Below are 22,733 nucleotides of genomic sequence, written 5' to 3'. Positions count from 1 at the left end.
ACTGCGTGCGCGATACTGGGATTGAACCAGTGACCTCTTCCGTGTCAGGGAAGCGCTCTCCCGCTGAGCTAATCGCGCGGGTTCAGGATCTTCGAGAGATCCAGTGGACGATACTGGGATTGAACCAGTGACCTCTTCCGTGTCAGGGAAGCGCTCTCCCGCTGAGCTAATCGTCCTTGGAGGTGGAGACGGGATTTGAACCCGTGTAGACGGCTTTGCAGGCCGTTGCCTCGCCTCTCGGCCACTCCACCAGGAGTGCAGGGAACCACGAGGACTCCCTGTTCCGCGAGCGGACGACGAGGTTCGAACTCGCGACCTCAACCTTGGCAAGGTTGCGCTCTACCAACTGAGCTACGTCCGCCTGTCGGTTCGGTCGGCTCACGCGTCCCGGCGACGTGTTGAACTCTAGCGGATTCCGGGGCCAGCACAAAAACGCGTTTGCGCAGCGTGCTGCCCTGTGCCCGGTCCCGGTCCTGGTCAGGGTGGGCGGAAGGACAGGTTCGGGGCACCTCGCGGTCACCCCGCCTACACTCGGTCAAGTGTCCGATCTCCCGCCTCTCGCCCGTTTCGGCGACCGTCTCGCCACGGGCCTGCGCGATGTCACCACCGATCCGGCCGCCCTGGACTCCAGCGGTTTCTGGGCGGTCCGCGCGGACTTCGAGGGCGGTCTGACCTGCGCCCGGTTCGCGGACGTCCGCACCGCCCCGGTGCCCGCGCCCGTGCCGGGCCGGTGGCGGGGACCGGCCGTCGGTGACTGGACGTCCTCCCTCGACCGCGCCGCGTACACGGCGGCCGTGCGGCGGGTCCGGGCGCACATCGAGGCCGGCGAGGTCTACCAGGCCAACCTCTGCCGGGTGCTGTCCGCGCCGGTCCCGCCCGATGCCGACGTGGACGCTCTCGCCGCCCTGCTGGCGCGCGGCAACCCGGCGCCGTACGCGGGCACGATCCGGTTGCCGGGACACGGGGTGGAGATCGCCACCGCCTCTCCCGAGCTGTTCCTGCGCCGGGAGGGGCGGACCGTGGAGTCGGGCCCGATCAAGGGGACCGGGCGCACCGAGGCGGACCTTCTGGAGAAGGACCACGCCGAGAACGTGATGATCGTGGACCTGGTCCGCAACGACCTCGGGCGGGTCTGCGCGCCGGGCACCGTCACCGTGCCCGACCTGTGCGCCGTGGAGAAGCACCCGGGGCTCGTGCACCTGGTGTCGGCCGTGCGCGGCGAGCTGCGCCCCGGGGCGGGCTGGCCGGAGCTGTTCGCCGCCGCCTTCCCGCCCGGGTCCGTCACCGGAGCCCCCAAGGCGAGCGCCCTGCGGATCATCGACGCGCTGGAGACCGCGCCGCGCGGCCCGTACTGCGGCGGCGTCGGCTGGGTGGACGCGGACCGCGGTGTCGCGGAGCTGGCCGTCGGTATCCGCACCTTCTGGATCGACCGGGCCGAGGGGTGCCTGCGCTTCGGCACCGGCGCCGGGATCACCTGGGGCTCCGACCCCGAGGGGGAGTGGCGGGAGACCGAGCTGAAGGCGTCCCGGCTGCTCGCGATAGCGTCGGGGGCGTACACGCTGGACGGCGAGGAACGGTAGGGACAAGTGAAGCTCTGGCTGGATGGCGGGCTGCAGGACAGCGACTCCGCCCGCGTCTCCGTCTTCGACCACGGCCTGACCGTGGGTGACGGCATCTTCGAGTCGGTGAAGACGGTGGACGGCCGCCCGTTCGCGCTGACCCGGCACCTCGACCGGCTGGTGCGCTCCGCGCGGGGCCTGGGCCTGCCCGACCCCGACCTCGACGAGGTGCGGCGCGCCTGCGCCGCCGTACTGGACGCCAACCCCCTGCCGCTCGGCCGGCTCCGGATCACCTGCACCGCCGGCCGGGGCCCGCTCGGCTCCGACCGCGGCGAGCACCGCCCGACGCTCGTGGTCGCCCTGGGCGAGACGAGCCGCCGCCCCGACGCCACCGCCGTGATCACCGTCCCCTGGACGCGCAACGAGCGCGGCGCGCTCACCGGCCTGAAGACCACCTCGTACGCCGAGAACGTCCTCGCGCTCGCCCGCGCCCGTGCGCGGGACGCCTCGGAGGCGCTGTTCGCCAACACCGTGGGGCAGCTCTGCGAGGGCACCGGGTCGAACGTCTTCGTCGTCCTCGACGGCGAGATCCACACGCCGCCGGTCGCCTCCGGCTGCCTGCCCGGCATCACCCGGGCCCTCACCGTGGAGTGGACCGGCGCCAAGGAGACGGATCTCCCGCTGGAGGTGCTGGAACGGGCCGACGAGGTGTTCCTGACCTCGACCCTGCGCGACGTCCAGGCCGTACGCCGGGTCGACGGCCGCGAACTGCCGGACGCCCCGGGCCCGGTGACCGCCAAGGCCGCGCGGATCTTCGCGGAGCGGGCCGCGGACGACCTCGATCCCTGAGCCCCGCACTCCGTTACTCCGCACCCCGACACTCCGCACCCCCGTGCCCGGCTGCCCCGGTGCTCCGATATTCGGCTGCTCCCGGCGGCCGGGGCGGGTAGAACACTCTTGATGACCACGACCCTGCGGCCGACCGAGCCGCTTCAGCACGCCGCCGACGGGACGCGCTCACGCCGCTACCAGGTGTGCGTGAACAGCCGCCCCGTCGGCGTGGTGCGCCTCGGCACCTCGCCCGCCTTCGGCGACTCGGTGGCCGTCCTGCACGATCTGCGCGTGGACGAGGCCGACCGCCGGCGCGGCCGGGCCACGGTGGCCGCGCTGGCCGCGGAGGAGGTGGCGCGCGGCTGGGGCTGCCGCCAGGTCCTGGTGACCGTCCCCGCCGACGCCGGGCCGGCCCGACGGCTCGCGGAGGCCCTCGGCTACGTCCGCCTCAGCCGCGGTATGCGCAAGCGGCTCGGCGACACCCCGCCCGCCCTGCCCGACGGCAGCCGCCCCCGGCCCATGACACCCGCCGAGTACGACGCCTGGCAGTCGTACGAGAGCGAGGGCTACGCCCGGGACTGGATCGAGCGCGGCATGCCCGAGGACGTGGCGCGGGCCAGGAGCCGGCGCGACCACGAGGAACTGCTGCCCCGGGGACTGGACACCGAGAACACGCTGCTCACCGTGGTGGAGCACGCGGGCGACCGGGTCGGCACCCTCTGGCTGGCACTGCGCGACGAGGACGCCTTCGTCTACGGCGTCGAGTCCGACGCCGCCCACCGGGGGCGCGGCCACGGCCGTACGCTGATGCTGGTGGCGGAGGCCCAGGCGATCGCCGCCGGCCGGCGCCTGCTCGGCCTCAGCGTCTTCGCCGACAATTTCCCGGCCGAACGGCTCTACGAGTCCCTTGGCTACGAGACGACGCGGTACACCTTCCGCAAGCGGCTGCTCTAGGACAGGGCCGGCCGGGCGCGTCCCGCCGGGATCAGGACGGCCGGTCGGCCAGCAGCCGGTCCGCGATCTCCTCGATGCGCTCCCGCAGTCCTTCCTGGCCCTTGCCGCCGTCGAGCCGTTCGCCGTCGATGACATAGGTCGGCGTGCCGGTCACGCCGATCGCCTTGCCCTCGGCCTGGTCCGCGTCGACGATCAGCATGTGCCGGCCGTCGATCAGCGCGGTGTCGAACTCCTCGGTGTCCAGGCCCAGTTCACGGGCGACCTCGATCAGGAGCGGCTCGCCCGCGCGGCCCAGTTCCGCGGTCCGGCCGAGGACCGCCTCGACGTACGGCCAGCCCTGCCCCTGCTCGGCGGCCTCCTCGGCGGCCTGGGCGGCGGCGAAGGAGTGCCTGTGCTTCTCCAGCGGGAAGTGCCGCAGCCGCAGCTCCAGCCGGTCGCCGTAGCGGGCGCGCAGGGCCCGCAGGTCCGTCAGGGCGGTGGTGCAGTCGGGGCACTGGAGTTCGCACCAGACGTCGAGGACGGGCGTGGCGGGGCGTACGGGGGAGGAGTCGCTCATGGGGCCAGTCTTCCAGCCCCCGCAGCCGCGGCCCAACCCGGACCGGAGCGGCCCGGGACGCCCGCGGGCACCGGCACCCGCGGCGGAGCCGACCCGGAGATGTCCCTGATGTCGGGCCGGGGCGTGGCCCCACCGGGCGGCGACGGTGCAGGATGGAGGGGACGAAGAGGCAGTACCCGCTGCCCCGCCGTGCCCAGCCTGGAGGACCGGATGATTGCCGAGACCGTCTGTTCCGCCGTCTCCGCGGCCGGCCTGGGCATCGCGGCGGTCACGGCGTACCGCAAGCGTTTCCTGGCGGCGGCCCGGATCGCGGCCTACGCGCTGATCCCCGTCGGCCTGGTGCTGACCGGCCTCGTCGAGTGGCTGGCGGACACCGCCTTCAGCCCGACGGCCTGGGCGGGCTTCGGGGTGCTGGGAATCGCCTGGCTGCTGTTCGCCACCACCCGCGTCGTGGAGCGCCGCCGCGGCGGCACCCGCAAGGAACGCAGGGAAACCCGGGCCGCCGCCCGGCGCGACGCGGTGGCCCCCACCGCCTCGGCCCCCTCGCTGGGAGCCGGCCCGCCCTCCGCACCCGCGGCCCGCCCCGCCGGCAGGGGCAGCGGCAAGGCCCGCGCCGACGAGGACTTCAGCGACATCGAGGCCATCCTGAAGAAGCACGGCATCTGAACGGGCGGCCGGGGCACGGCGTCCGGCGCCGCCGAACGTCTCGCGGGGCGAAACGACACAGTGGGTCGGCGGACGTCCGCAAACGATCACAACCCGCCCCGAAGACCGCGGTTACCGGCGAACACCGGTGATCAAGAAGAGCGTTGATCGCGCCGGGGGCATCCGCTGCGTCATCATCGCCGCGAGATGCTGGATACGACACAGCTTGACCCGACAGAGACAGAGAGTGACACCGCGCCCCGGCGGCCAGCGCCCCGCGGATGCCTCTTCGCCCTTTCCCAGCCACCGCTGATGATCTTCCTTGCGGTGATCGGGTGTCTGCTGCTCATGGCTTCGTTGCACGATCTGCTACTGCTGTGAGCCCACCCGCGTTCCCCGGTGCCATCCGCCGGGGAGCGCGTCGTATCCGCCGCCGCCCCGCGGGTCAGCCGGCCGCCGCCTCCTTGCGCCGCGCCCGGTAGGCGGCCACATGCAGCCGGTTGCCGCAGGTGCGGCTGTCGCAGTACCGCCGTGAGCGGTTGCGGGAGAGGTCGACGAAGGCGCGCCGGCAGTCGGGGGCCTCGCAGCGCCGCAGCCGGTCCTGCTCCCCGGCGACCACGAAGAAGGCCAGGGCCATCCCGCAGTCGGCCGCCAGGTGGTCGGCGACGGAGGCGCCGGGCGCGAAGTAGTGCACATGCCAGTCGTAACCGTCGTGGTCGGTGAGGCGCGGTGTGGTGCCCGCGGCCGCGACCAGTTCGTTGATCACCGCGGCGGCGCCCCGGGCGTCGGGGGCGGCGAAGACCGCGGCGAACCGGCCGCGCACCGCGCGCACCGCCGCGAGGTCGGCCTCCGAGAGCACGCCGACGTCGCTGATCTCGTGGTTCCGGACGAAATCGACGAGAGTGACGAGGTCCGGCAGTCCGTCGGGTGCCGACTCGTCCTCCGGCGCGGTGTTCACCAGATCCACCACGGTGTCGAGGGCGCACCGGCTGTCGTGGGTGATCAGCACATTTCGCTCCCAGGCCTGGGGGACGGGCGGGCGCCCGCCGATGCTGGCCGATGGTAGTGGCATCCCGGGGCCCGCGGGGCCGGGGCGGCGGACCCGCGCGCACGCGCACCGGCGTCGTCGCCGCGGAAGTGCCGCGGCGACGACGCCGGTGCGCAGTGCCGTATGCGGTTGTCCTGGCCCGGGCCGTCACCCCGAGTCGACGGCGCCGGGCGGCTTCATGGGGCCTCGCGCTAGCTTTCCGCCAGAATGTGCGAGAGCTCCTGGTCGAGGTCGAAGTGCCGGTGTTCCGTGCCGGGCGGCACGGCGGCGTCGGTGCGCTTCAGGAAGGACTCCAGGGCCCGCGCCGGGGCCTCGAGCAGTGCCTCGCCCTCCGGAGAGCTCAGGGCGATGCACACGACGCCCTGACCGTGGCTGCGCGACGGCCAGACGCGGACGTCGCCGGTACCGGTGGGCCGGTGCAGCCCTTCGGCGAGCAGATCGCGGGCGAACACCCACTCGACGGTCTCCTCGGCTCCGGTATGGAAGGTGGCGTGCACGGCGTAGGGGTCGGCCGTGTCGTACCGCAGGCCTGCGGGGACGGGCAGGGATGACTCGCTCGACACAACGAGGCGCAGGTGCAGCTCGCAGCTGACCGTGGTGTTCATAAGCGCCAGGGCCTTTCGCTCAGTGTGCGCTCGGGGATTCGCACGTCGGCGAAATCGACATGCCACCTACGGTGCCGTTGTAAACCCCTCTGAGTGTTTTGCGTGGCTTTACGTCCCTCTTCCGGCCGAGAGATCGTCGTCGAGGTGCGGCCATTCCGGTGACTCGTTTCGCTCCGGTAGGGTTTGGCCGTATGAACACGGGGAGTAGTGAGCCGGGCGAGGTAGCGGCTGTGATGTCGGATCGGGCGGAAACGGACGAGGCGGCGGACGAGCGGGAACTCGGTTCACGGGCTCCCGAGTTCGTCAAGGCGCGCCGCATGCTGCACCTGAGCTGGCAGGTCGGTGTCTTCGTGGTCGGTCTCGCGGTCGTGGTGGCCGGCATCATCATGCTGCCGCTGCCCGGACCCGGCTGGGTCGTGATCTTCGGCGGCATGGCGATCTGGGCGACCGAGTTCGTCTGGGCCCAACTGGTACTGCGCTGGACCAAACGCAAGGTGACCGAGGCGGCACAGCGCGCGCTCGACCCCGAGGTGCGGCGCCGCAACATCATCCTCACGTCGATCGGCCTGGTGGTCATCGCGGCGATCGTCGGCTTCTACCTGTGGAAGTTCGGCCTCGTGATGCCCTGGAAGATCGAGGACCAGTGAGCGCGGGGCGACCCTCCGCCCCGCGCGACCGGGTGGCACGGGCAGCCCCTGACATGCGGTAACGTTCTCCCTGCGTCCGGGCGATTAGCTCAGTGGGAGAGCGCTTCGTTCACACCGAAGAGGTCACTGGTTCGAACCCAGTATCGCCCACCGGATCAAGGCGGCCCGGCTCACGGAAGTGAGCCGGGCCGTTCCGTTGCCAGGACGCACGCCGGACCTCCGCCGGTCCAGGCCGCCCGGCGTCACGTCAGGCCCCACAGCCCCTCGCCGGGCCCCTTGGTCACGTCGGTCCCGCGCGGCTTGCCCGCCGGGCCCCGCCCAACCCCCGGCCTTCATCCAACCGTGACCTTCCGCGCGCCCTCCGCCGACGCGCCACCCGCCGTTCGGCCCCTCGATCGCGCCCACGGCGACCTGCGTTTTTCCGGCCCGGCGTCCCGACGCGTTCCGGGACGCCGCCGCGGCGCGCGCCGCCCCGCTCCCATCAATTCCTGTCCGAATCATTGACGCGCCCCTGGGCCCTCCGTAGCTTGTGCCAGCAAGCGCTTACTTGAAACGATTCACGGAGCGAACGCAACGTCGCGGGGAGGCTCTTATGCAGCAGGTCGGGAATGTGGAGAGGCGGACGATCCTCAAAGCGGCGGGGGCCTCGCTGGCCGCCGCGGGGCTCGGCGCGACCGCCACGGCGTGCGAGGGCGGCAGCGGCTCGGGGGACGGCACGGTGACGATCCGTTACTCCTGGTGGGGTGCGGAGGACCGGGCGGAACGCATCAACAAGACCATCGCGCTCTTCGAGAAGAAGTATCCGAAGATCAAGGTCAAGACCGACTTCCAGCAGTACGCCGACTTCTGGAAGAAGTTCAACACACAGGCTTCGGGGGGAAATCCGCCGGATGTCTTCCAGAATGCCATCGGATTCCTTCGTAAATACGACGCGAAGAATGTGCTGCTCGATCTCGGCGACCAGGTCGAGGCCGGAAATCTCTCCATGGACGGATTCCGGGCGGGACTGGAGAAGTTCGGCGAGGTCGACGGCAAACTGCTCGGCGTGCCGGTCGGTTCGAACTCGATGGCCCTCGTCATCGACAAGCCCGTCTGGACCCGGGCCGGCGCCTCGCCCGAACAGGGCTGGACCTGGGACGACTTCGACGCGGCCATGACGCGCATCCGTGACCGGGCGGGCCGGGCCGGGGACAGCGGCATGTACGGCGTCATGTACCTCTACGACCTGTACCTCCGGCAGAACGGCAAGGCGTTCTTCACCGAGGACGGACTCGGCTTCACCGAGGCGGATCTGACCCGGTGGTGGACGAAGGCGGAGAAGGGCGTGCGGACCGGCCTGGTCGCCGACGCGAAGAAGGTCGTGCAGATCAAGCCCAAGTCGGCGGTCGCCGGCGAGCTGGCGGCCGCCGAGTTCACCTGGGACAACTTCGTCGTCCGCTACACCTCCGAGGGCACGAGCGAGTACGGCCTGGCGCCCATCCCCACCACGGACGGCAAGAAGACGGGCCAGTACCTCGGCTCACTGATGCTCAGCGCCGCCAAGCGCACCCGGCACCCGAAGGAGGTCGCCCAGTTCATCGACTTCATGGTCCACGACCCCGAGGTCGCCAAGATCATGGGTTACGACCGGGGGGTGCCCACGACGCAGGTGCAGTACGACGCGTACCGGCCGACCGGTGAGGTCGACAAGTCGATCGCGGCCTACGAGGAGTCCCTCGTGAAGGCGGGCGTCCTGGAGACCATCACCCCGCACCCGGACGGTGCCGACATCTGCGAGGCCGCGTTCCTGCGCATCGCCGAGGAGATGTCCCTGGGCAAGCGGTCGGTGGACGAGGCGGTCGAGCAGTTCTTCACCGAGTCGAAGACGGCTCTCACCGGCTGAGGGGAAGCGCCGTGACACACGCCCCCGCCATGGCGGGCCGGACCACGGACCCCGAGCCGCGGCACGGCCCCGTGAAGTCCCCGCGCCCCACCGCCTGGAAGCGGCGGGCCCGCCGGGAGAGCCTGGTCGGCTACCTCTTCATGTCCCCCTGGATCGCCGGATTCCTGCTGCTCACCGCGGGCCCGATGATCGCCTCGCTCTACTACGCCTTCACCGACTACAACCTCTTCGACGCCCCGCGCTGGATCGGCCTGGACAACTTCACGGAGATGTTCGGCGACCCGCGCTGGCGCCACTCCGTCCAGGTCACCCTCTGGTACGTCGTCGTCGGCACCCCCGTCAAACTGGTCGCCGCCCTCGGGGTGGCCCTGCTGCTGGCCCAGAAGCGGCGCGGCCAGGCGTTCTACCGGGCCGCGTTCTACGCCCCCTCGCTGATCGGCGCGAGCGTCTCCGTCGCCATCGTCTGGAAGGCGATCTTCTCGGACGACGCGGTCGTCGACCGCACGCAGCAGTTCTTCGGGGTCGGCGTCGGCGGCTGGACCGGCGACCCCGACATGATCATCTACAGCCTGGTGGCGCTCACCGTCTGGCAGTTCGGCGCCCCGATGGTCATCTTCCTGGCCGGCCTGAAGCAGGTGCCGCGCGAACTGTACGAGGCGGCCGACGTCGACGGGGCGGGCAAGGCGCGGCAGTTCTGGAACATCACGCTGCCGATGATCTCCCCGGTCCTCTTCTTCAACGTCCTGCTGGAGACCATCCACTCGTTCCAGATCTTCAGCTCGGCCTACATCGTCGGCGGCGGCGCCGGCGGCAACGCCTGCGGTCCCGCGGACGGCTCGATGGTCTACACCTGTTATCTGTACGTCCAGGGATTCGAGAACAGCCGTATGGGCCTGGCCTCCGCCATGGCCTGGATGCTGCTGGTCGCGGTCGCCCTGGTCACCGCCGTGCTGTTCTGGTCCCAGAAGCGCTGGGTGCACTACGAGGAGGGCGGCCGATGAGCGCGCGGGCCACCGACGTCACACCGGCCGCGTCCCCGAGGGCGGCCGCCCTGCGGCGCGGGCTGCCCGGGTCCCTCGCCTGGCACCTCGGGTCGCTGGCGATCCTCGCCGTGATCCTCTACCCGGTGATCTGGGTCCTCGGCGGTTCCTTCAAGGCGAGCGAGGACATCGTCGGCAGCCTGGACCTGTTCCCGGCCGAGCCGATCACCGCCAACTACACCCGCCTGACCGAGGGCATCGCCGACATCCCGGTCTCCACCTTCTTCGTCAACTCAGCTCTCCTCGCGGTGGGTTCGGTGGCAGGCATTCTGCTGTCCTGCTCGCTGACGGCCTACGCCTTCGCCAGGATCAGGTTCGCGGGCCGGAACCTGCTCTTCACCCTGATGATCGGCACGCTCCTGCTGCCCTACCACGTGCTGCTGATCCCGCAGTACGTGCTGTTCCGCAACCTGGACATGATCAACACGTACACGCCGCTGCTGCTCGGCAAGTACCTCGCCACGGAGGCGTTCTTCGTCTTCCTGATGGTGCAGTTCATGCGGAACCTGCCCAGGGAACTGGACGAGGCGGCCCGGCTGGACGGGTGCGGGCACTTCCGCATCTACTGGTCGATCGTGCTGCCGCTGTGCCGCCCGGCCCTGATCACCAGCGCGATCTTCACCTTCATCAACTCGTGGAACGACTTCATGGGCCCGCTGATCTACCTCAACGAGCCCGACAAGTACACCGTCTCGCTGGGGCTGAAGATGTTCGTCGACCAGGAGGGGCTGGCCGACTACGGCGGCATGATCGCCATGTCGCTGGTCGCCCTGCTGCCCGTCCTCGCCTTCTTCCTGGCCTTCCAGCGCTATCTGATCGACGGCATGGCGACGTCCGGACTGAAGGGCTGAGGGGGAGCAGGTCATGACCGAGATGCGTGCGAAGGCCCGTACGGGACCGGGCGAGTCGCCGCTCGCCGAGCGGTTCGCCCTGTTCGCCGAGTGCCTGCTCACCGGCGTGTGGATCGCGGTGGCGGCGCTGCCGCTGGTCACCTGGCCGGCCGCCTTCGCGGCCGGCGCGCGGCACCTCGGGCGCCGGCTCGCGCATGAACGCGGCGGGCTGCGGGAGTTCACCGCCGACTTCCGCGCGGCGCTGCGCCGCGGCTGGCTCGTCGGGCTCGCCGGGTGGGCCGCCCTGGCCGTGGTCTGGGTGGACGTGCGGGCGGTGCGGGCGGGGCTGCCGGGCGGGCCGCTGGCCGGTGCCGTGGGCGTGTCCGCGCTGATCGCCGCGGCCGTGGCCGGACTGCGCGCGGCCGCCCGCTGGCACCCCGGCGCCTCCTGGCGGGCGCTGCTCGCCGGGGCCGGCCGCCGTACCGTGCTCGACCCCGCCGGTTCCTTCCTGCTCGTCGGCGGCCTGGCGGTCGTGGTCTGCTCCGCCTGGTTCAGCGCGCCGCTGGGCGTCGCCGTCCTCGGCGCCGTGGCGGCGGCGACCGTCGCCGTGGAGGAGCGGTACGCCCGCCGCTGAGCGGCGTCCCACCTGGCCGGGAGCGGCGGCCACCCGTGCGGGAGTGGCGGCCACCCGGCCGGGAGCGGTGCCCCGGTGCCGCGTCCCGATCTGTCATGCCCCTGACATTCCAGTCATCCATATGCGCGTTCACGTACGAGTCCACCAGCCCCTGTCCCCCCGCCCGAGTCCACCACCCCATGTCCCCCGCACGGAAGGGAAGGCCATGTCCCCCATCCCCCGCAGATCCCTCCTGAAGGCGGCGGCCGTCGCCGGCGCCGCCGCCCATGTCAGTTGGGCGCTGGGCACCCGCGAGGCCCAGGCCGCGCCCGCCGCCGAGGCCACCGCCGCCGGCCCCGTCACCCTCGACTGGCTGGAGGACGGCGGCCTCGGCGCCGCGCCCGGCACCACCGTCGGCGTGCCCTGGCCCAAGGGCGCCCACCCGGAGGAGCAGACCTTCTCCCTCACCGACGCCGACGGCACGGCCGTACCCGTGCAGACCTGGCCGCTGGCCTACTGGCCGGACGGTTCCCTGAAGTGGACCGCGCACGCCGTCGGCTCCGGTACCGGCCGGCTCACCCTGGCCGCCGGCACCCCCGCCGCACCCGAGAAGAAGGTCACCGTCGACCGGCGCGGCGGCGGCATCGACATATCGACCGGCGTCATCACCGCGCGGATCGGCAGATCCGGCGCCACCCTCGTCAGATCCGTCACCCGCGGCTCCACCGAGATCGCCAAGGACGGCCGGCTCGTCCTGCTGCGCCAGCCCGAGATCGAGGACGGCGACCAGGGGACGGTGAGGTACGAGCGCTTCGACGGCGCGATCTCGGACGTCACCGTCGAACAGGACGGGCCGGTCCGGGCGGTCGTCCGCATCGACGGCAAGCACCGCAAGGGCGGCCGGAGCCGGCTGCCCTTCTCGATCCGCCTCTACTTCTACGCGGGCGCCGACTCTTTCCGCATGGTGCACACCCTCACCTTCGACGGCGAGCAAAAGCCCGGCGAGGCGAGCGGTGACTTCATCCGGGGCCTCGGCGTCCGCTTCACCGTGCCGATGCGCGACGAGTCCTACGACCGGCACGTCCGGCTCGGCGGCGAGGGCACCGGCCTGCTCCGCGAGGCCGTCAAGGGCATCACCGGACTGCGCCGCGACCCGGGTGCGGCCGTGCAGGCGGCGCAGTACGCGGGGGAGCGGCTGCCCGACCCGGCCACCTGGGACCAGCGGGTCACCACCCGCCTCCAGTACATCCCCGAATGGGGCGACCACACCCTCTCCCAGCTCTCCGCCGACGGCTTCACCCTGCGCAAGCGCACCACGAAGGGCCACGGCTGGATCGCCGCGGGCGGCGGCCGGCGCGCCTCCGGCTTCGGGTACGTCGGCGGCGCGAGCGGCGGTCTCTCCTTCGGCCTGCGCGACTTCTGGGAGAAACACCCCGCCCAGCTCGACATCCGCGACGCCCACACCGACGAGGCCGAGGTCACCCTCTGGCTCTGGTCGCCCGAGGCCCAGCCGATGGACCTGCGCTTCTACCACGACGGCCTGGGCCAGGACACCTACCCCGAGCAGATCGAGGGCCTCAACATCACCTACGAGGACTACGAACCGGAGTTCGGCACCCCGTACGGCATCGCCCGCACCTCCGAACTCCTCTTCTGGGCCAACGCCGCCACGCCCCCGGCCGAGACCCTCGCCCGGCAGGTCGAGGCCGTCCGCGTCCTGCCGCAGCTCGCCGCCCCGCCCGGGCAGCTCATCAAGGCGGGGGTCTTCGGCCCCGGCCTGTACTCCGAACCGGACCGCTCCACCCCGGCCAAGGCGAAGATCGAGGACCACCTCGACTTCCTCTTCACCTACTACAAGGACCAGGTGGAGCAGCGCCGCTGGTACGGCTTCTGGGACTACGGCGACATCATGCACACGTACGACACCGCCCGGCACCAGTGGCGGTACGACGTCGGCGGCTACGCCTGGGACAACTCCGAACTCTCCCCCGACCTCTGGCTCTGGTACGCCTATCTGCGCTCCGGCCGGGCCGACATCTTCCGCTTCGCCGAGGCCATGACCCGGCACACCGGCGAGGTCGACGTCTACCACCTCGGCGAGTGGGCCGGCCTCGGCACCCGCCACGGCGTCCAGCACTACGCGGACAGCGCCAAGCAGCAGCGCATCGCCAACACCACCTACCGCCGCTTCTACTACTTCCTCACCGCCGACGAACGCGTCGGCGACCTCTGCCACGCCAACGTCGACTCCGACGAGACCTTCCTCGCCCTCGACCCGCTGCGCAAGATCCGCACCGAGCCGTACACCCCCGACCGGCACGCCCTGTCGATCGGCTTCGGCACGGACTGGAGCGGCCTGGTCTCGGCCTGGCTGACCGAGTGGGAACGCAGGGGCCCCAAGTGGGAGAAGGCCAAGGCCCGCGTCCTGTCCACCATGGAGACGATCGCCGCCCAGCCCAACGGGTTCGTCCAGGGCAGCGGCCTGTACGACCTGGACACCGGGAAGTTCGCGATCGCCGCGGACCCCGTCGTCTCCGTCTCGCACCTCTCGGCCGTCTTCGGCCTCGGCGAACTCTGCGCCGAGCTGATCGACCTGGTCGACATGCCGGCGTTCGAGGCGGCGTACTACGACTACTGCCGCTACTTCAACGCCGCCAAGACCGAGCAGGCCGCCCGGTACGGCAGCGACTTCGGCTCCCTGCTCCTCTTCCAGGGCCACTCCCGCCTCGACGCGTACGCGGCCGTGCGGACCGGCGACGAGAAACTCGCCGCCCGCGCGTGGGACAAGTTCTACAACTCCGACGGGTACCAGGAGTCGGCGCCCTGGAAGACGCGGGAACTCACCGGCCCGCTCACCCTGGTGGCGGGCAGCGAGGCGCCCTGGATCTCCACCAACGACACCGCCCTCTACGGCCTCGCCGCCATCGAGAACCTCGCCCTGCTGGGAAACCGGATGCCGTAGCCCACCCGTGACGGGCGCGGGAGGGGGCACACTCCCCGCGTGGACTTCAACCATTACCGGTTCCGCAGTCTGTGGGACCTGCCCGCGCCCGTCCCGGACGTCTACCGCGCGCTGGAACGGATCGAGGAGTACCCGCACTGGTGGCCCCAGGTCCGCGAGGTCACCCGCCTCGACCCGGCCGGCGGCGTCATCCGCGTCCGCTCCCTCCTCCCGTACGACCTGACCCAGACGATGCGCGAGGAGCGCCGCGATCCGGCGGCCGGGGTCCTCCAGGTCGTGCTCGGCGGCGACATCGAGGGCTGGGCCCGCTGGACCGTCCGCGCGCGCGGCACCGGCACCCTGGTCCGCTACGAACAGGAGGTCGACGTCCGCAAACCGCTGCTGCGCCACCTCGCCCTGCCCGGCCGGGCCCTCTTCCGCGCCAACCACACCCTGATGATGCGCGCCGGGCGGCGCGGCCTGGCCGCCCATCTCCGGGCGGTTTGAAAGCAGCGCACCGGGCCCTGTATTGTTCAGTGCGTTCCCGGGCGATTAGCTCAGTGGGAGAGCGCTTCGTTCACACCGAAGAGGTCACTGGTTCGAACCCAGTATCGCCCACGCTCGCGAAGGCGACGTGTGTCCGCAGACCGTGCGGACCACGTCGCTCTCTTTGTTTCCGCTTGTTTCCGTCTGTCTCCGCGCGGCGGTGCCGGTGCCGGGACGGCGCGGCTCAGGCCGCCGCCGGCACCTCCGGGCGCAGGGGCCAGGCCTGGTCCACCGCCTCGTCCGTGCCGTTCTGGGCGAACCAGGACTGCAGGCCCCTGGCCTGCGCCGCGTGCCAGACCGCCTGGCGGCCGTGCAGTTCCTGGGCGGAGAGCCGCTCCAGCCGACCCGCGAACTTGTACCCCACCGCCCGGGCCACCTCCAGCGCGGCCCGCGCGTCCGCCGCCGCGTCGTGCGCGCCCTCCAGCGGAACGCCGTAGTGGCCGCACAGGTCGGTCAGGGTCCGGCGGCCCTTGCGGTAGCGGTCCAGGTGCTTGTCGAGCACCCGGGGATCCAGGACGTACAACGGCAGGTGGCCCAGCCAGCGGTCGAGGGGCGAGGCGCGATGGCGTCGCAACTCCCGGTCCAGCAGGGTCAGATCGAACGGCGCGTTCATCACCACCAGCGGACGCCCGACACGGGCCTGCTCCGCCAGCGCCTCCGCGATCTCGTACATCACCGGCGCGGGCCAGCGGCCGACGTGCCGCAGCCGCTCCTCGGACAGTCCGTGCACCGCGGTCGCCGACCCGGGCACCTCAACGCCCGGGTTCACCAGCCAGCGGATCACCCGCGGCTTGAGGCCCGGCGCGTCCTGGACGACGACGGCCGCCGACACGATCCGGTCGGTCTCGACGTCGACACCCGTCGTCTCCGTGTCGAACGCGGCCAGGGGCCCTTCGTACCAGCACGCCATACCCTCACAACCCCTCGTCCACCGCCGGCAGTTGACGACTCGTCCGCTGCCTGTCCCGGTGATACCCGGGCCGCTCGCGCCGTACGCCGGCGACCGGTGGGCCGAGGTGCTCCGGACGGACCCCGATCACGCCGGGGAAGCCCGCGCCCCAGGAGTGAGCGGCGCGCCCGGGACCCGGGGGCGGGTATTGATTTCGCGAGGCAGGGGGGCGGGTCGGTACGATCGCCCCCATGCGTGCGCTCCGGTATGGCGCCGCGCCCCCTTCAGTCAGGAGAGACCGGTGTCAGACGTCCGTGTGATCATCCAACGCGATTCCGAGCGGGACGAACGCGTGGTGACGACGGGCACCACGGCCGCCGAGCTCTTCGCCGGCGAGCGCTCGATCGTCGCCGCCCGGGTCGCCGGGGAGCTGAAGGACCTCGCCTACGAGGTCGGGGACGGCGAGACCGTCGAGGGCGTCGAGATCTCCTCCGAGGACGGCCTGAACATCCTGCGCCACTCCGCCGCGCACGTCATGGCGCAGGCGGTGCAGGAACTGTTCCCCGAGGCCAAGCTGGGCATCGGCCCGCCCATCCGGGACGGCTTCTACTACGACTTCGACGTCAAGGAGCCCTTCAACCCCGAGGACCTCAAGCGCGTCGAGAAGAAGATGCAGGAGATCCAGAAGCGGGGCCAGCGCTTCTCCCGCCGGGTCACCACCGACGAGGCCGCCCGCGCGGAACTGGCGGACGAGCCCTACAAGCTCGAACTGATCGGCCTCAAGGGCAACGCCGCGCAGGCGGCCGACGGCGCCGACGCCGAGGTGGGCGGCGGCGAGCTGACCATCTACGACAACCTCGACGCCAAGACCGGCGACCTGTGCTGGAAGGACCTGTGCCGCGGCCCGCACCTGCCGACCACGCGGAACATCCCGGCCTTCAAGCTGATGCGCTCGGCCGCCGCCTACTGGCGCGGCAGCGAGAAGAACCCCCAGCTCCAGCGCATCTACGGCACCGCCTGGCCGTCCAAGGAGGAGCTGAAGGCCCACCTGGACTTCCTCGCCGAGGCCGAGAAGCGCGACCACCGCAAGCTCGGCACCGAGCTGGACCTGTTCTCCTTCCCCGACGAGCTGGGCCCCGGCCTCGCGGTGTTCCACCCCAAGGGCGGCGTCATCCGCAAGGTCATGGAGGACTACTCGCGCCGCCGGCACGAGGTCTCCGGCTACGAGTTCGTGAACACCCCGCACATCTCGAAGGAGCACCTCTTCGAGATCTCGGGACACCTGCCGCACTACGCGGAGGGCATGTTCCCGCCCATCCAGTTCGACGAGCAGAACTACCGCCTCAAGGCGATGAACTGCCCGATGCACAACCTGATCTTCAAGTCGCGGGGCCGCTCCTACCGCGAGCTGCCGCTGCGCCTGTTCGAGTTCGGCACCGTCTACCGGTACGAGAAGTCGGGCGTCGTGCACGGCCTGACCCGCTCGCGGGGCTTCACCCAGGACGACTCGCACATCTACTGCACCAAGGAGCAGATGCCCGAGGAGCTGGACACACTCCTGACCTTCGTGCTCGACCTGCTGCGCGACTACGGTCTGACCGAGTTCGAGCTGGAGCTGTCCACCCGCGACGACTCCGACAAGTTCATCGGCTCGGACGAGGACTGGGCGGAGGCCACCGAGGCACTGCGCCAGGCCGCCGAGAAGCAGAACCTCCCCCTGGTCCCGGACCCCGGTGGCGCCGCCTACTACGGCCCGAAGATCTCCGTCCAGGCCAAGGACGCCATCGGCCGGTCCTGGCAGATGTCGACCGTCCAGGTCGACTTCAACCAGCCCAAGCGCTTCCAGTTGGAGTACACGGCGGCGGACGGCTCGCGCCGGCAGCCCGTCATGATCCACCGGGCGCTCTTCGGCTCCATCGAGCGGTTCTTCGGCGTGCTGCTGGAGCACTACGCCGGTGCCTTCCCCGCCTGGCTCGCCCCGGTCCAGGCGCTCGGCATCCCGATCGGCGACGCGCACGTGCCGTACCTCCAGGAGTTCGCCGAGCGGGCCCGCGCCGCCGGTCTGCGGGTGGAGGTCGACGCCTCGTCCGACCGGATGCAGAAGAAGATCCGCAACGCGCAGAAGCAGAAGGTGCCCTTCATGGTCATCGCGGGCGACGAGGACATGGCGGCCGGTGCCGTCTCCTTCCGCTACCGCGACGGTTCCCAGGAGAACGGCATCCCCGTCGACGAGGCGATCGCCAAGATCACGAAGGTGGTCGAGGAGCGCACACAGATCTGACCGCACCGCGCCGAGGCCCCCGGGTGATCCCGGGGGCCTTTCCTCGTCCACCGGACCGACGCCATATGCTGCAAGCATGACGAGTGAGCCGGAGCAGCAGTCGGGAGTGGGGACGCGGGACGCGTTCCAGCGCCTGTGGACGCCCCACCGGATGGCGTACATCCAGGGCGAGAACAAGCCGAGCGGCCCCGGGGCCGACGACGGCTGTCCCTTCTGCTCGATCCCGGCCAAATCCGACGAGGACGGCCTGGTCGTCCGCCGCGGCGAGCACGTCTACGCGGTGCTCAACCTGTACCCGTACAACGGCGGCCACCTGATGACCGTGCCCTACCGCCACGTCGCCGACTACACCGAGCTGACCACCGCGGAGACCGCCGAGCTGGCCGAGCTGACCAAGCAGGCGATGACGGCGCTGCGCACCGCCTCCGGCGCGCACGGGTTCAACATCGGCATGAACCAGGGCGCGGTGGCCGGCGCGGGCATCGCCGCCCACCTCCACCAGCACGTCGTGCCCCGCTGGGGCGGTGACACCAACTTCATGCCGGTGGTCGGCCACACCAAGGTGCTGCCGCAACTGCTGGGGGACACCCGCAAGATGCTGGCGGAGGCCTGGCCGGCCTGAGGGCCGGCGAGCGGCGCGCGAGGGGCTCGCGAGCATGAGCCCCACGCGTCGCATGCGCCCCACGCGTCGCGTGCGCCCCGCGTCCCGGGTGACGTCCACGCGCCGGGTGAGCCCTACGCGTCGTACAGGTCGGCCTTGCGCGGCGACGGGTCCTGCACCGCGCCGCTGAGGAACGCCGAGCGCGCGCCGAACTTCTCCGTGTTCACCCCGTTCTCCTCCAGCACCTTGATCGCCGCGGAGTGCACCACGCGCAGCACCGGTGTGGCGGCCCGCAGCGCGTCGTCGGCCATGAAGCGGTGCCGCCAGGGCTGATCGGCCCAGGCGTGCCGCAGACCGAACGGCTCGGGCAGCGAGATCGTCCCGCCGAGCCAGTTCAACGCCGGCGAGTACCAGGTGAGCGGGGCGCGGACGGCGAGCCGGACCACCTCGCCGGGCGGGATCAGCGGAAGCATCACCTTCCGCGTCTCCCAGGGCTTGAACGCCTTGGCGACCTGCTTCGAGGGGGCCGACGGACCGCCCATGAACAGCCCGTTCACCGGGCCGAGGGCATGTCCGGTGACCTCGATCCGCAGCGTCGCGTGCAACACCGTCACCGTGATCATCATGGTGAGGACGAGCTGGCCGTCCCAGAGCACCCACTGCACGCCCAGGTAGTGCCGGTCACCGGCGCCGAACTGCTGCTTGTTGCAGATCTCCTGCACGGCGTGCGGCTTGACCTGGTACGCCTCGACGTCCGTGCCCTCCGGCCGGGACACGCCCTTGGCGCCCTCCGCGATCGGCGTGACCACCCAGTGCCGTATGGACGCCTTCGGGAAACCGCCGGTGTTCAGCGGGCCCCGCTCCAGCATGCGGAGCTGGTCGTGGATGGACCGGATCACGTCCCAGCTACGGAACGGGTGGATCTCCCGGGACGGGTCGGCCGGCACCAGGTCCTCGGCGAGCTGCCAGCTTCCCCAGCGCGTGCCCATGCCGAGTATGCCCTTGGGACCGGCGTAGAAGGCCGAGTTCGACTGCTGCTCGGCGCCCAGCTTGGCGAGGGACTGGCGCAACTGCTCGGCCGCCGTCTCGTTCGGGTTGCTCGGTACCGCCTCGGGGACCTTGGCGCCGACGCTCGACCCCGCCACCAGGCTCGCCCAGCGCTCCCGCAGGTCCTTCGCCGTGCTCTCGCAGATCCGCTTGGCCCAGAACCAGCCGGCCACCGGCATCACCACCGACAGGCGCGCGTACCAGCCCCAGAAGCCGTCGAAGGGCATCTTGATCACGAACAGCACGGCCAGCGCCCCGATCCCGACGAGCACGGCCGTGCCGAGCGCCCCGGCCTGCTTGTTCGTCGACTTCGAGACCGTGGCGCGGATCTGGGCGCCGAGCAGCCAGACCAGCATGCCGGGCAGGAAGAGCAGGCCACACACCACCATCACGACGGTCAGCCGGGCGTCGCGCTCCTTGCGGATGCGGTTGGCCGCCAGGCAGTGCTCGACGACCACCTGCGGTTCGGTGCCGAAGGACTGGATGAGGGGTGCGCGCTTGCCGCCCAGCATGCGGCCGACCACCGCGTGCGCGAACGCCTCACCGAGATTGGGCCGGAACAGCGTGGCCCAGGAACGGCCCGGATTCACGGTCGTCTGGTGCCAGTCGTTGTCGGCCTTCTTGATCTCCTCGACCGGATTGTCCCGGTAGGCCGCCGACGCCAGCGCGAGGGTGGCCGTCTGGCTCGCGTCCGCCGTCCTCGGCACCTGCGGCCCGAAGAAGTCCGCGTAACCGTTGCCCACGGTCATTCCCGCCCCCGATCGACGCCGCCTCTCGCCAAGCGGCTTTCCCGACTTCCGTGCTTCGCACACCTGTTGATCAAGTCATCAGCGTATCGTCAGCCACCGACACGCGTCGGCGGACGGTCGAAGCCGTCCGCCGGGGCGGAGCGACGGCCGCCGCCCGCGGCGGTCACCGACGCGCCCGGGCGCTCGCTCACGCGCCCCCGCGCGCCTCTTCGCGCACCTTCCCCGCCACCTGAGCCGGCATCGGTTCGTGCCGCGCGTACCGGCGCTCGAAGCGCGCGGTGCCGTGCGAGAGGGACCGCAGGTCCACCGCGTACCGGCCGATCTCGATCTCCGGCACCTCGGCCCGGACGAGAGTCCGCCCCCCGGCGGTCCGCTCGGTGCCCAGCACCCGGCCGCGCCGCCCGGACAGATCGCTCATCACCGCGCCCACGTACGCGTCGCCCACCAGCACGCCCACCTCGGCCACCGGCTCCAGCACGTCGATCCGGGTGTCCGCGGCGGCCTCGCGCAGCGCCAGCGCGCCGGCCGTCTGAAAGGCCGCGTCGGAGGAGTCCACCGAGTGCGCCTTGCCGTCCAGCAGCGTGATCCGCACGTCGATCAGCGGATGACCGGCGGCGACGCCCTTCGCGGCCTGGGCGCGCACGCCCTTCTCCACGGACGGCACGAACTGGCGGGGCACCGCGCCGCCGACCACCTTGTCCACGAACTCGACGCCCGAGCCGCCCGGCAGCGGCTCCACCTCGATCTCGCAGATCGCGAACTGGCCGTGCCCGCCGGACTGCTTGACGTGCCGGCCGCGCCCGGCAGCCTTCGTGCCGAAGGTCTCCCGCAGCGCGACCCGGTGCGGGACGACGTCGACCCGGACGCCGTACCGGCCGCGCAGCCGCTCCAGGGCGACATCCGCGTGGGCCTCGCCCAGGCACCACAGCACCACCTGGTGGGTGTCCTGGTTCTGCTCCAGACGCATCGTCGGGTCCTCCGCGACCAGCCGCGCCAGCCCCTGGGAGAGCTTGTCCTCGTCGGGTTTGCCGTGCGCCTCGATGGCGAGCGGCAGCAGCGGGTCGGGCATCTCCCACGCCTCGATCAGCAGCGGGTCGTCCTTCGCCGACAGCGTGTCGCCGGTCTCCGCGCGGCTCAGCTTCGCCACGCACGCCAGATCGCCCGCGATGACGTGCGGGACCGGGTGCTGCCGCTTGCCGAACGGCGTGGACAGGGCGCCGACGCGTTCGTCGACATCGTGGTCCTCGTGGCCGCGGTCGGCCATCCCGTGCCCGGAGACGTGCACGGTCTGGTCGGCGCGCAGGGTGCCGGAGAAGACCCGCACCAGCGAGACACGGCCGACGTACGGGTCGGAGGAGGTCTTCACGACCTCCGCGACCAGCGACTCGCCGGGGTCGCACCCGCGCAGCGTGCGCGGGGTGCCGTCGGGCGTCGTCACGCGCGGTGCCGCGCGCTCCAGGGGGGTGGGGAAGCCGCGGGCGACCAGGTCGAGCAGCTCGACCGTGCCCAGTCCCCGGCGGGCGCCGTCGGCCGCGGGGGCGGCGGCCAGCACCGGGAAGAACACCCCGCGCGCCACCGCCCGCTCCAGGTCCTGGACCAGCGTCCTGACGTCGACCGGCGCGCCGCCCAGGTAGCGGTCCATGAGGGTCTCGTCCTCGCTCTCCGCGATGATCCCCTCGATCAGCCGGTCCCGGGCCTGGGCGATGAGCGGCAACTGCTCCGGGCCGGGCTCGGACTCCTCGCGCTCACCGGCCGAGTAGTCGAACAGCTTCTGCGAGAGAAGCCCGATCAAACCCGTCACGGGGGCGTGGCCGTCGGGTGTCCGCGGGCCGTGCAGCGGCAGGTAGAGCGGCAGTACGGCGTCGGGGTCGTCCGCGCCGAACGCCTCGGCGCAGCTCCGGGTCATCTCCTCGAAGTCGGCGCGCGCGGCCTCCAGGTGCGTGATCACGATGGCGCGCGGCATGCCGACGGCCGCGCACTCCTCCCAGACCACCCGGGTCGAGCCGTCCACCCCGTCCGCGGCCGAGACGACGAAGAGGGCCGCGTCCGCCGCCCGCAGACCGGCCCTCAGCTCCCCGACGAAGTCGGCGTACCCGGGGGTGTCGAGGACATTGATCTTGATGCCGTCCCATTCGAGGGGGACCAGCGAGAGCTGCACGGAGCGCTGCTGCCGGTGCTCGATCTCGTCGTAGTCCGAGACGCAGCCGCCGTCCTCCACGCGGCCCGCCCGGTTCACCGCCCCCGCCGTCAGCGCGAGGGCCTCCACCAGAGTCGTCTTGCCCGAACCGGAGGGGCCGACCAGAACCACGTTCCGTACGGATGCGGGCCGGTCGGCCGCGCGCGCCCGGCCGGCGGCCCCGGGGTGGGTGTGTGCCTTGTCGCCCATGTCTCCGCCTCCCGTGCACGGTGAGGTCACTGTGGGCGCGGACACGCGGGACCGCGTGCACTGGCGGCTCCGGCGACGCCCGC

General features: G+C 71.6%; 19 protein-coding genes and 6 tRNA genes. 15 read left to right on the top strand and 10 right to left on the bottom strand.

The window, feature by feature from the left end; all coding sequences use genetic code 11:
- Positions 1–6: 6 nt before the first annotated feature.
- From ABEB00_RS09805 to ABEB00_RS09790, 4 genes are all read right to left on the bottom strand, one after another.
- Positions 7–78: transfer RNA gene (locus tag ABEB00_RS09805), tRNA-Val, on the bottom strand.
- Between the two features lie 26 nt (positions 79–104).
- Positions 105–176, bottom strand: a tRNA-Val gene (locus ABEB00_RS09800).
- Position 177: 1 nt separating this feature from the next.
- Positions 178–251, bottom strand: a tRNA-Cys gene (locus ABEB00_RS09795).
- 37 nt (positions 252–288) lie between these two features.
- Positions 289–361, bottom strand: a tRNA-Gly gene (locus ABEB00_RS09790).
- A 178-nt stretch (positions 362–539) separates the two neighbouring features.
- Between ABEB00_RS09790 and ABEB00_RS09785 the strand changes: the two genes are divergently transcribed.
- The 3 genes from ABEB00_RS09785 to ABEB00_RS09775 all read left to right on the top strand — a co-directional run bounded on the left by ABEB00_RS09785 (position 540) and on the right by ABEB00_RS09775 (position 3,344).
- On the top strand, positions 540–1,580 hold the full coding sequence (locus tag ABEB00_RS09785) for a chorismate-binding protein (protein ID WP_345618802.1): 1,041 nt from the start codon (positions 540–542) through the stop codon (positions 1,578–1,580).
- Between the two features lie 6 nt (positions 1,581–1,586).
- A complete protein-coding gene (locus tag ABEB00_RS09780) occupies positions 1,587–2,408 on the top strand; it encodes an aminotransferase class IV (RefSeq protein ID WP_345618801.1) in 822 nt (273 codons plus the stop codon).
- Positions 2,409–2,519: 111 nt separating this feature from the next.
- Positions 2,520–3,344: a GNAT family N-acetyltransferase gene (locus ABEB00_RS09775; RefSeq protein ID WP_345618800.1), complete on the top strand. Its 825-nt coding sequence runs from the start codon at positions 2,520–2,522 to the stop codon at positions 3,342–3,344.
- A gap of 31 nt (positions 3,345–3,375) precedes the next feature.
- On the opposite strand, the gene ABEB00_RS09770 is transcribed toward ABEB00_RS09775, so the two are convergent.
- The gene (locus ABEB00_RS09770) at positions 3,376–3,900 is read right to left on the bottom strand and encodes a DsbA family protein (RefSeq protein WP_345618798.1); all 525 of its coding nucleotides are present in this window, start codon (positions 3,898–3,900) and stop codon (positions 3,376–3,378) included.
- A 210-nt stretch (positions 3,901–4,110) separates the two neighbouring features.
- On the opposite strand from ABEB00_RS09770, the gene ABEB00_RS09765 reads away from it, so the two are divergent.
- Positions 4,111–4,566 (top strand): hypothetical protein, encoded by a 456-nt coding sequence (locus ABEB00_RS09765; protein ID WP_345618797.1) that lies wholly within the window; start codon positions 4,111–4,113, stop codon positions 4,564–4,566.
- Positions 4,567–4,990: 424 nt separating this feature from the next.
- Here ABEB00_RS09765 and ABEB00_RS09760 read toward each other — a convergent pair whose 3' ends face one another.
- Together ABEB00_RS09760 and ABEB00_RS09755 are read right to left on the bottom strand one after the other, a co-directional pair.
- On the bottom strand, positions 4,991–5,554 hold the full coding sequence (locus ABEB00_RS09760) for a CGNR zinc finger domain-containing protein (protein WP_345618796.1): 564 nt from the start codon (positions 5,552–5,554) through the stop codon (positions 4,991–4,993).
- A gap of 230 nt (positions 5,555–5,784) precedes the next feature.
- Positions 5,785–6,198, bottom strand: a complete 414-nt coding sequence (locus ABEB00_RS09755; RefSeq protein ID WP_004002642.1) for an SsgA family sporulation/cell division regulator — start codon at positions 6,196–6,198, stop codon at positions 5,785–5,787.
- A 191-nt stretch (positions 6,199–6,389) separates the two neighbouring features.
- Here ABEB00_RS09755 and ABEB00_RS09750 point away from each other — a divergent pair, with 191 nt between their 5' ends.
- The 9 genes from ABEB00_RS09750 to ABEB00_RS09710 all read left to right on the top strand — a co-directional run bounded on the left by ABEB00_RS09750 (position 6,390) and on the right by ABEB00_RS09710 (position 14,769).
- A complete protein-coding gene (locus tag ABEB00_RS09750) occupies positions 6,390–6,845 on the top strand; it encodes a TIGR02611 family protein (RefSeq protein ID WP_345618795.1) in 456 nt (151 codons plus the stop codon).
- Between the two features lie 78 nt (positions 6,846–6,923).
- A tRNA-Val gene (locus tag ABEB00_RS09745) sits at positions 6,924–6,995 on the top strand.
- A gap of 442 nt (positions 6,996–7,437) precedes the next feature.
- Positions 7,438–8,727, top strand: coding sequence for an ABC transporter substrate-binding protein (locus ABEB00_RS09740; RefSeq protein ID WP_345618794.1), 1,290 nt, complete (start codon positions 7,438–7,440; stop codon positions 8,725–8,727).
- A 29-nt stretch (positions 8,728–8,756) separates the two neighbouring features.
- Entirely contained in the window at positions 8,757–9,728 is a 972-nt protein-coding gene (locus tag ABEB00_RS09735; protein WP_345618866.1) for a carbohydrate ABC transporter permease, read from the top strand.
- A complete protein-coding gene (locus ABEB00_RS09730; protein ID WP_345618793.1) occupies positions 9,725–10,618 on the top strand; it encodes a carbohydrate ABC transporter permease in 894 nt (297 codons plus the stop codon). The genes ABEB00_RS09735 and ABEB00_RS09730 overlap by 4 nt, the downstream gene beginning before the upstream one ends.
- Before the next feature lie 13 nt (positions 10,619–10,631).
- A complete protein-coding gene (locus ABEB00_RS09725) occupies positions 10,632–11,231 on the top strand; it encodes a hypothetical protein (RefSeq protein ID WP_345618791.1) in 600 nt (199 codons plus the stop codon).
- 205 nt (positions 11,232–11,436) lie between these two features.
- Positions 11,437–14,172 (top strand): exo-rhamnogalacturonan lyase family protein, encoded by a 2,736-nt coding sequence (locus ABEB00_RS09720; RefSeq protein WP_345618789.1) that lies wholly within the window; start codon positions 11,437–11,439, stop codon positions 14,170–14,172.
- A 39-nt stretch (positions 14,173–14,211) separates the two neighbouring features.
- Complete coding sequence (locus ABEB00_RS09715) at positions 14,212–14,658, top strand: SRPBCC family protein (protein ID WP_345618787.1); 447 nt, start codon at positions 14,212–14,214, stop codon at positions 14,656–14,658.
- 39 nt (positions 14,659–14,697) lie between these two features.
- A tRNA-Val gene (locus ABEB00_RS09710) sits at positions 14,698–14,769 on the top strand.
- 112 nt (positions 14,770–14,881) lie between these two features.
- Here ABEB00_RS09710 and ABEB00_RS09705 read toward each other — a convergent pair.
- Entirely contained in the window at positions 14,882–15,607 is a 726-nt protein-coding gene (locus tag ABEB00_RS09705) for a 3'-5' exonuclease (protein ID WP_345618786.1), read from the bottom strand.
- Positions 15,608–15,887: 280 nt separating this feature from the next.
- Between ABEB00_RS09705 and thrS the strand changes: the two genes are divergently transcribed.
- Positions 15,888–17,867: a threonine--tRNA ligase gene (gene thrS, locus ABEB00_RS09700; RefSeq protein WP_345618785.1), complete on the top strand. Its 1,980-nt coding sequence runs from the start codon at positions 15,888–15,890 to the stop codon at positions 17,865–17,867.
- 76 nt (positions 17,868–17,943) lie between these two features.
- Complete coding sequence (locus tag ABEB00_RS09695) at positions 17,944–18,489, top strand: HIT family protein (RefSeq protein WP_345618784.1); 546 nt, start codon at positions 17,944–17,946, stop codon at positions 18,487–18,489.
- A 113-nt stretch (positions 18,490–18,602) separates the two neighbouring features.
- On the opposite strand, the gene ABEB00_RS09690 is transcribed toward ABEB00_RS09695, so the two are convergent.
- Positions 18,603–20,264 carry a hypothetical protein gene (locus tag ABEB00_RS09690; protein ID WP_345618783.1) on the bottom strand — a complete coding sequence of 554 codons (1,662 nt, stop codon included), beginning with the start codon at positions 20,262–20,264 and terminating at the stop codon, positions 18,603–18,605.
- 187 nt (positions 20,265–20,451) lie between these two features.
- On the bottom strand, positions 20,452–22,650 hold the full coding sequence (locus ABEB00_RS09685; protein WP_345618782.1) for an elongation factor G-like protein EF-G2: 2,199 nt from the start codon (positions 22,648–22,650) through the stop codon (positions 20,452–20,454).
- Positions 22,651–22,733: the final 83 nt, after the last annotated feature.

The sequence above is a fragment of the Streptomyces ziwulingensis genome, from assembly GCF_039542605.1.
Classification (GTDB): Bacteria; Actinomycetota; Actinomycetes; order Streptomycetales; family Streptomycetaceae; genus Streptomyces; species Streptomyces ziwulingensis.
Note: the sequence above shows the minus strand (reverse complement) of the source record. Positions and strands in the feature narration are given on the sequence as shown.

What these genes read in the sequence shown, in the direction of transcription:
- ABEB00_RS09775 (WP_345618800.1), top strand. Translation starts at nt 2,520, where the DNA reads ATGACCACGACCCTGCGGCCGACCGAGCCGCTTCAGCACGCCGCCGAC.
- ABEB00_RS09705 (WP_345618786.1), bottom strand. Translation starts at nt 15,607, where the DNA reads ATGGCGTGCTGGTACGAAGGGCCCCTGGCCGCGTTCGACACGGAGACG.
- ABEB00_RS09765 (WP_345618797.1), top strand. Translation starts at nt 4,111, where the DNA reads ATGATTGCCGAGACCGTCTGTTCCGCCGTCTCCGCGGCCGGCCTGGGC.
- ABEB00_RS09730 (WP_345618793.1), top strand. Translation starts at nt 9,725, where the DNA reads ATGAGCGCGCGGGCCACCGACGTCACACCGGCCGCGTCCCCGAGGGCG.
- ABEB00_RS09740 (WP_345618794.1), top strand. Translation starts at nt 7,438, where the DNA reads ATGCAGCAGGTCGGGAATGTGGAGAGGCGGACGATCCTCAAAGCGGCG.
- ABEB00_RS09690 (WP_345618783.1), bottom strand. Translation starts at nt 20,264, where the DNA reads ATGACCGTGGGCAACGGTTACGCGGACTTCTTCGGGCCGCAGGTGCCG.
- ABEB00_RS09750 (WP_345618795.1), top strand. Translation starts at nt 6,390, where the DNA reads ATGAACACGGGGAGTAGTGAGCCGGGCGAGGTAGCGGCTGTGATGTCG.
- ABEB00_RS09720 (WP_345618789.1), top strand. Translation starts at nt 11,437, where the DNA reads ATGTCCCCCATCCCCCGCAGATCCCTCCTGAAGGCGGCGGCCGTCGCC.
- ABEB00_RS09695 (WP_345618784.1), top strand. Translation starts at nt 17,944, where the DNA reads ATGACGAGTGAGCCGGAGCAGCAGTCGGGAGTGGGGACGCGGGACGCG.
- ABEB00_RS09755 (WP_004002642.1), bottom strand. Translation starts at nt 6,198, where the DNA reads ATGAACACCACGGTCAGCTGCGAGCTGCACCTGCGCCTCGTTGTGTCG.
- ABEB00_RS09770 (WP_345618798.1), bottom strand. Translation starts at nt 3,900, where the DNA reads ATGAGCGACTCCTCCCCCGTACGCCCCGCCACGCCCGTCCTCGACGTC.
- ABEB00_RS09685 (WP_345618782.1), bottom strand. Translation starts at nt 22,650, where the DNA reads ATGGGCGACAAGGCACACACCCACCCCGGGGCCGCCGGCCGGGCGCGC.
- ABEB00_RS09735 (WP_345618866.1), top strand. Translation starts at nt 8,757, where the DNA reads ATGGCGGGCCGGACCACGGACCCCGAGCCGCGGCACGGCCCCGTGAAG.
- ABEB00_RS09725 (WP_345618791.1), top strand. Translation starts at nt 10,632, where the DNA reads ATGACCGAGATGCGTGCGAAGGCCCGTACGGGACCGGGCGAGTCGCCG.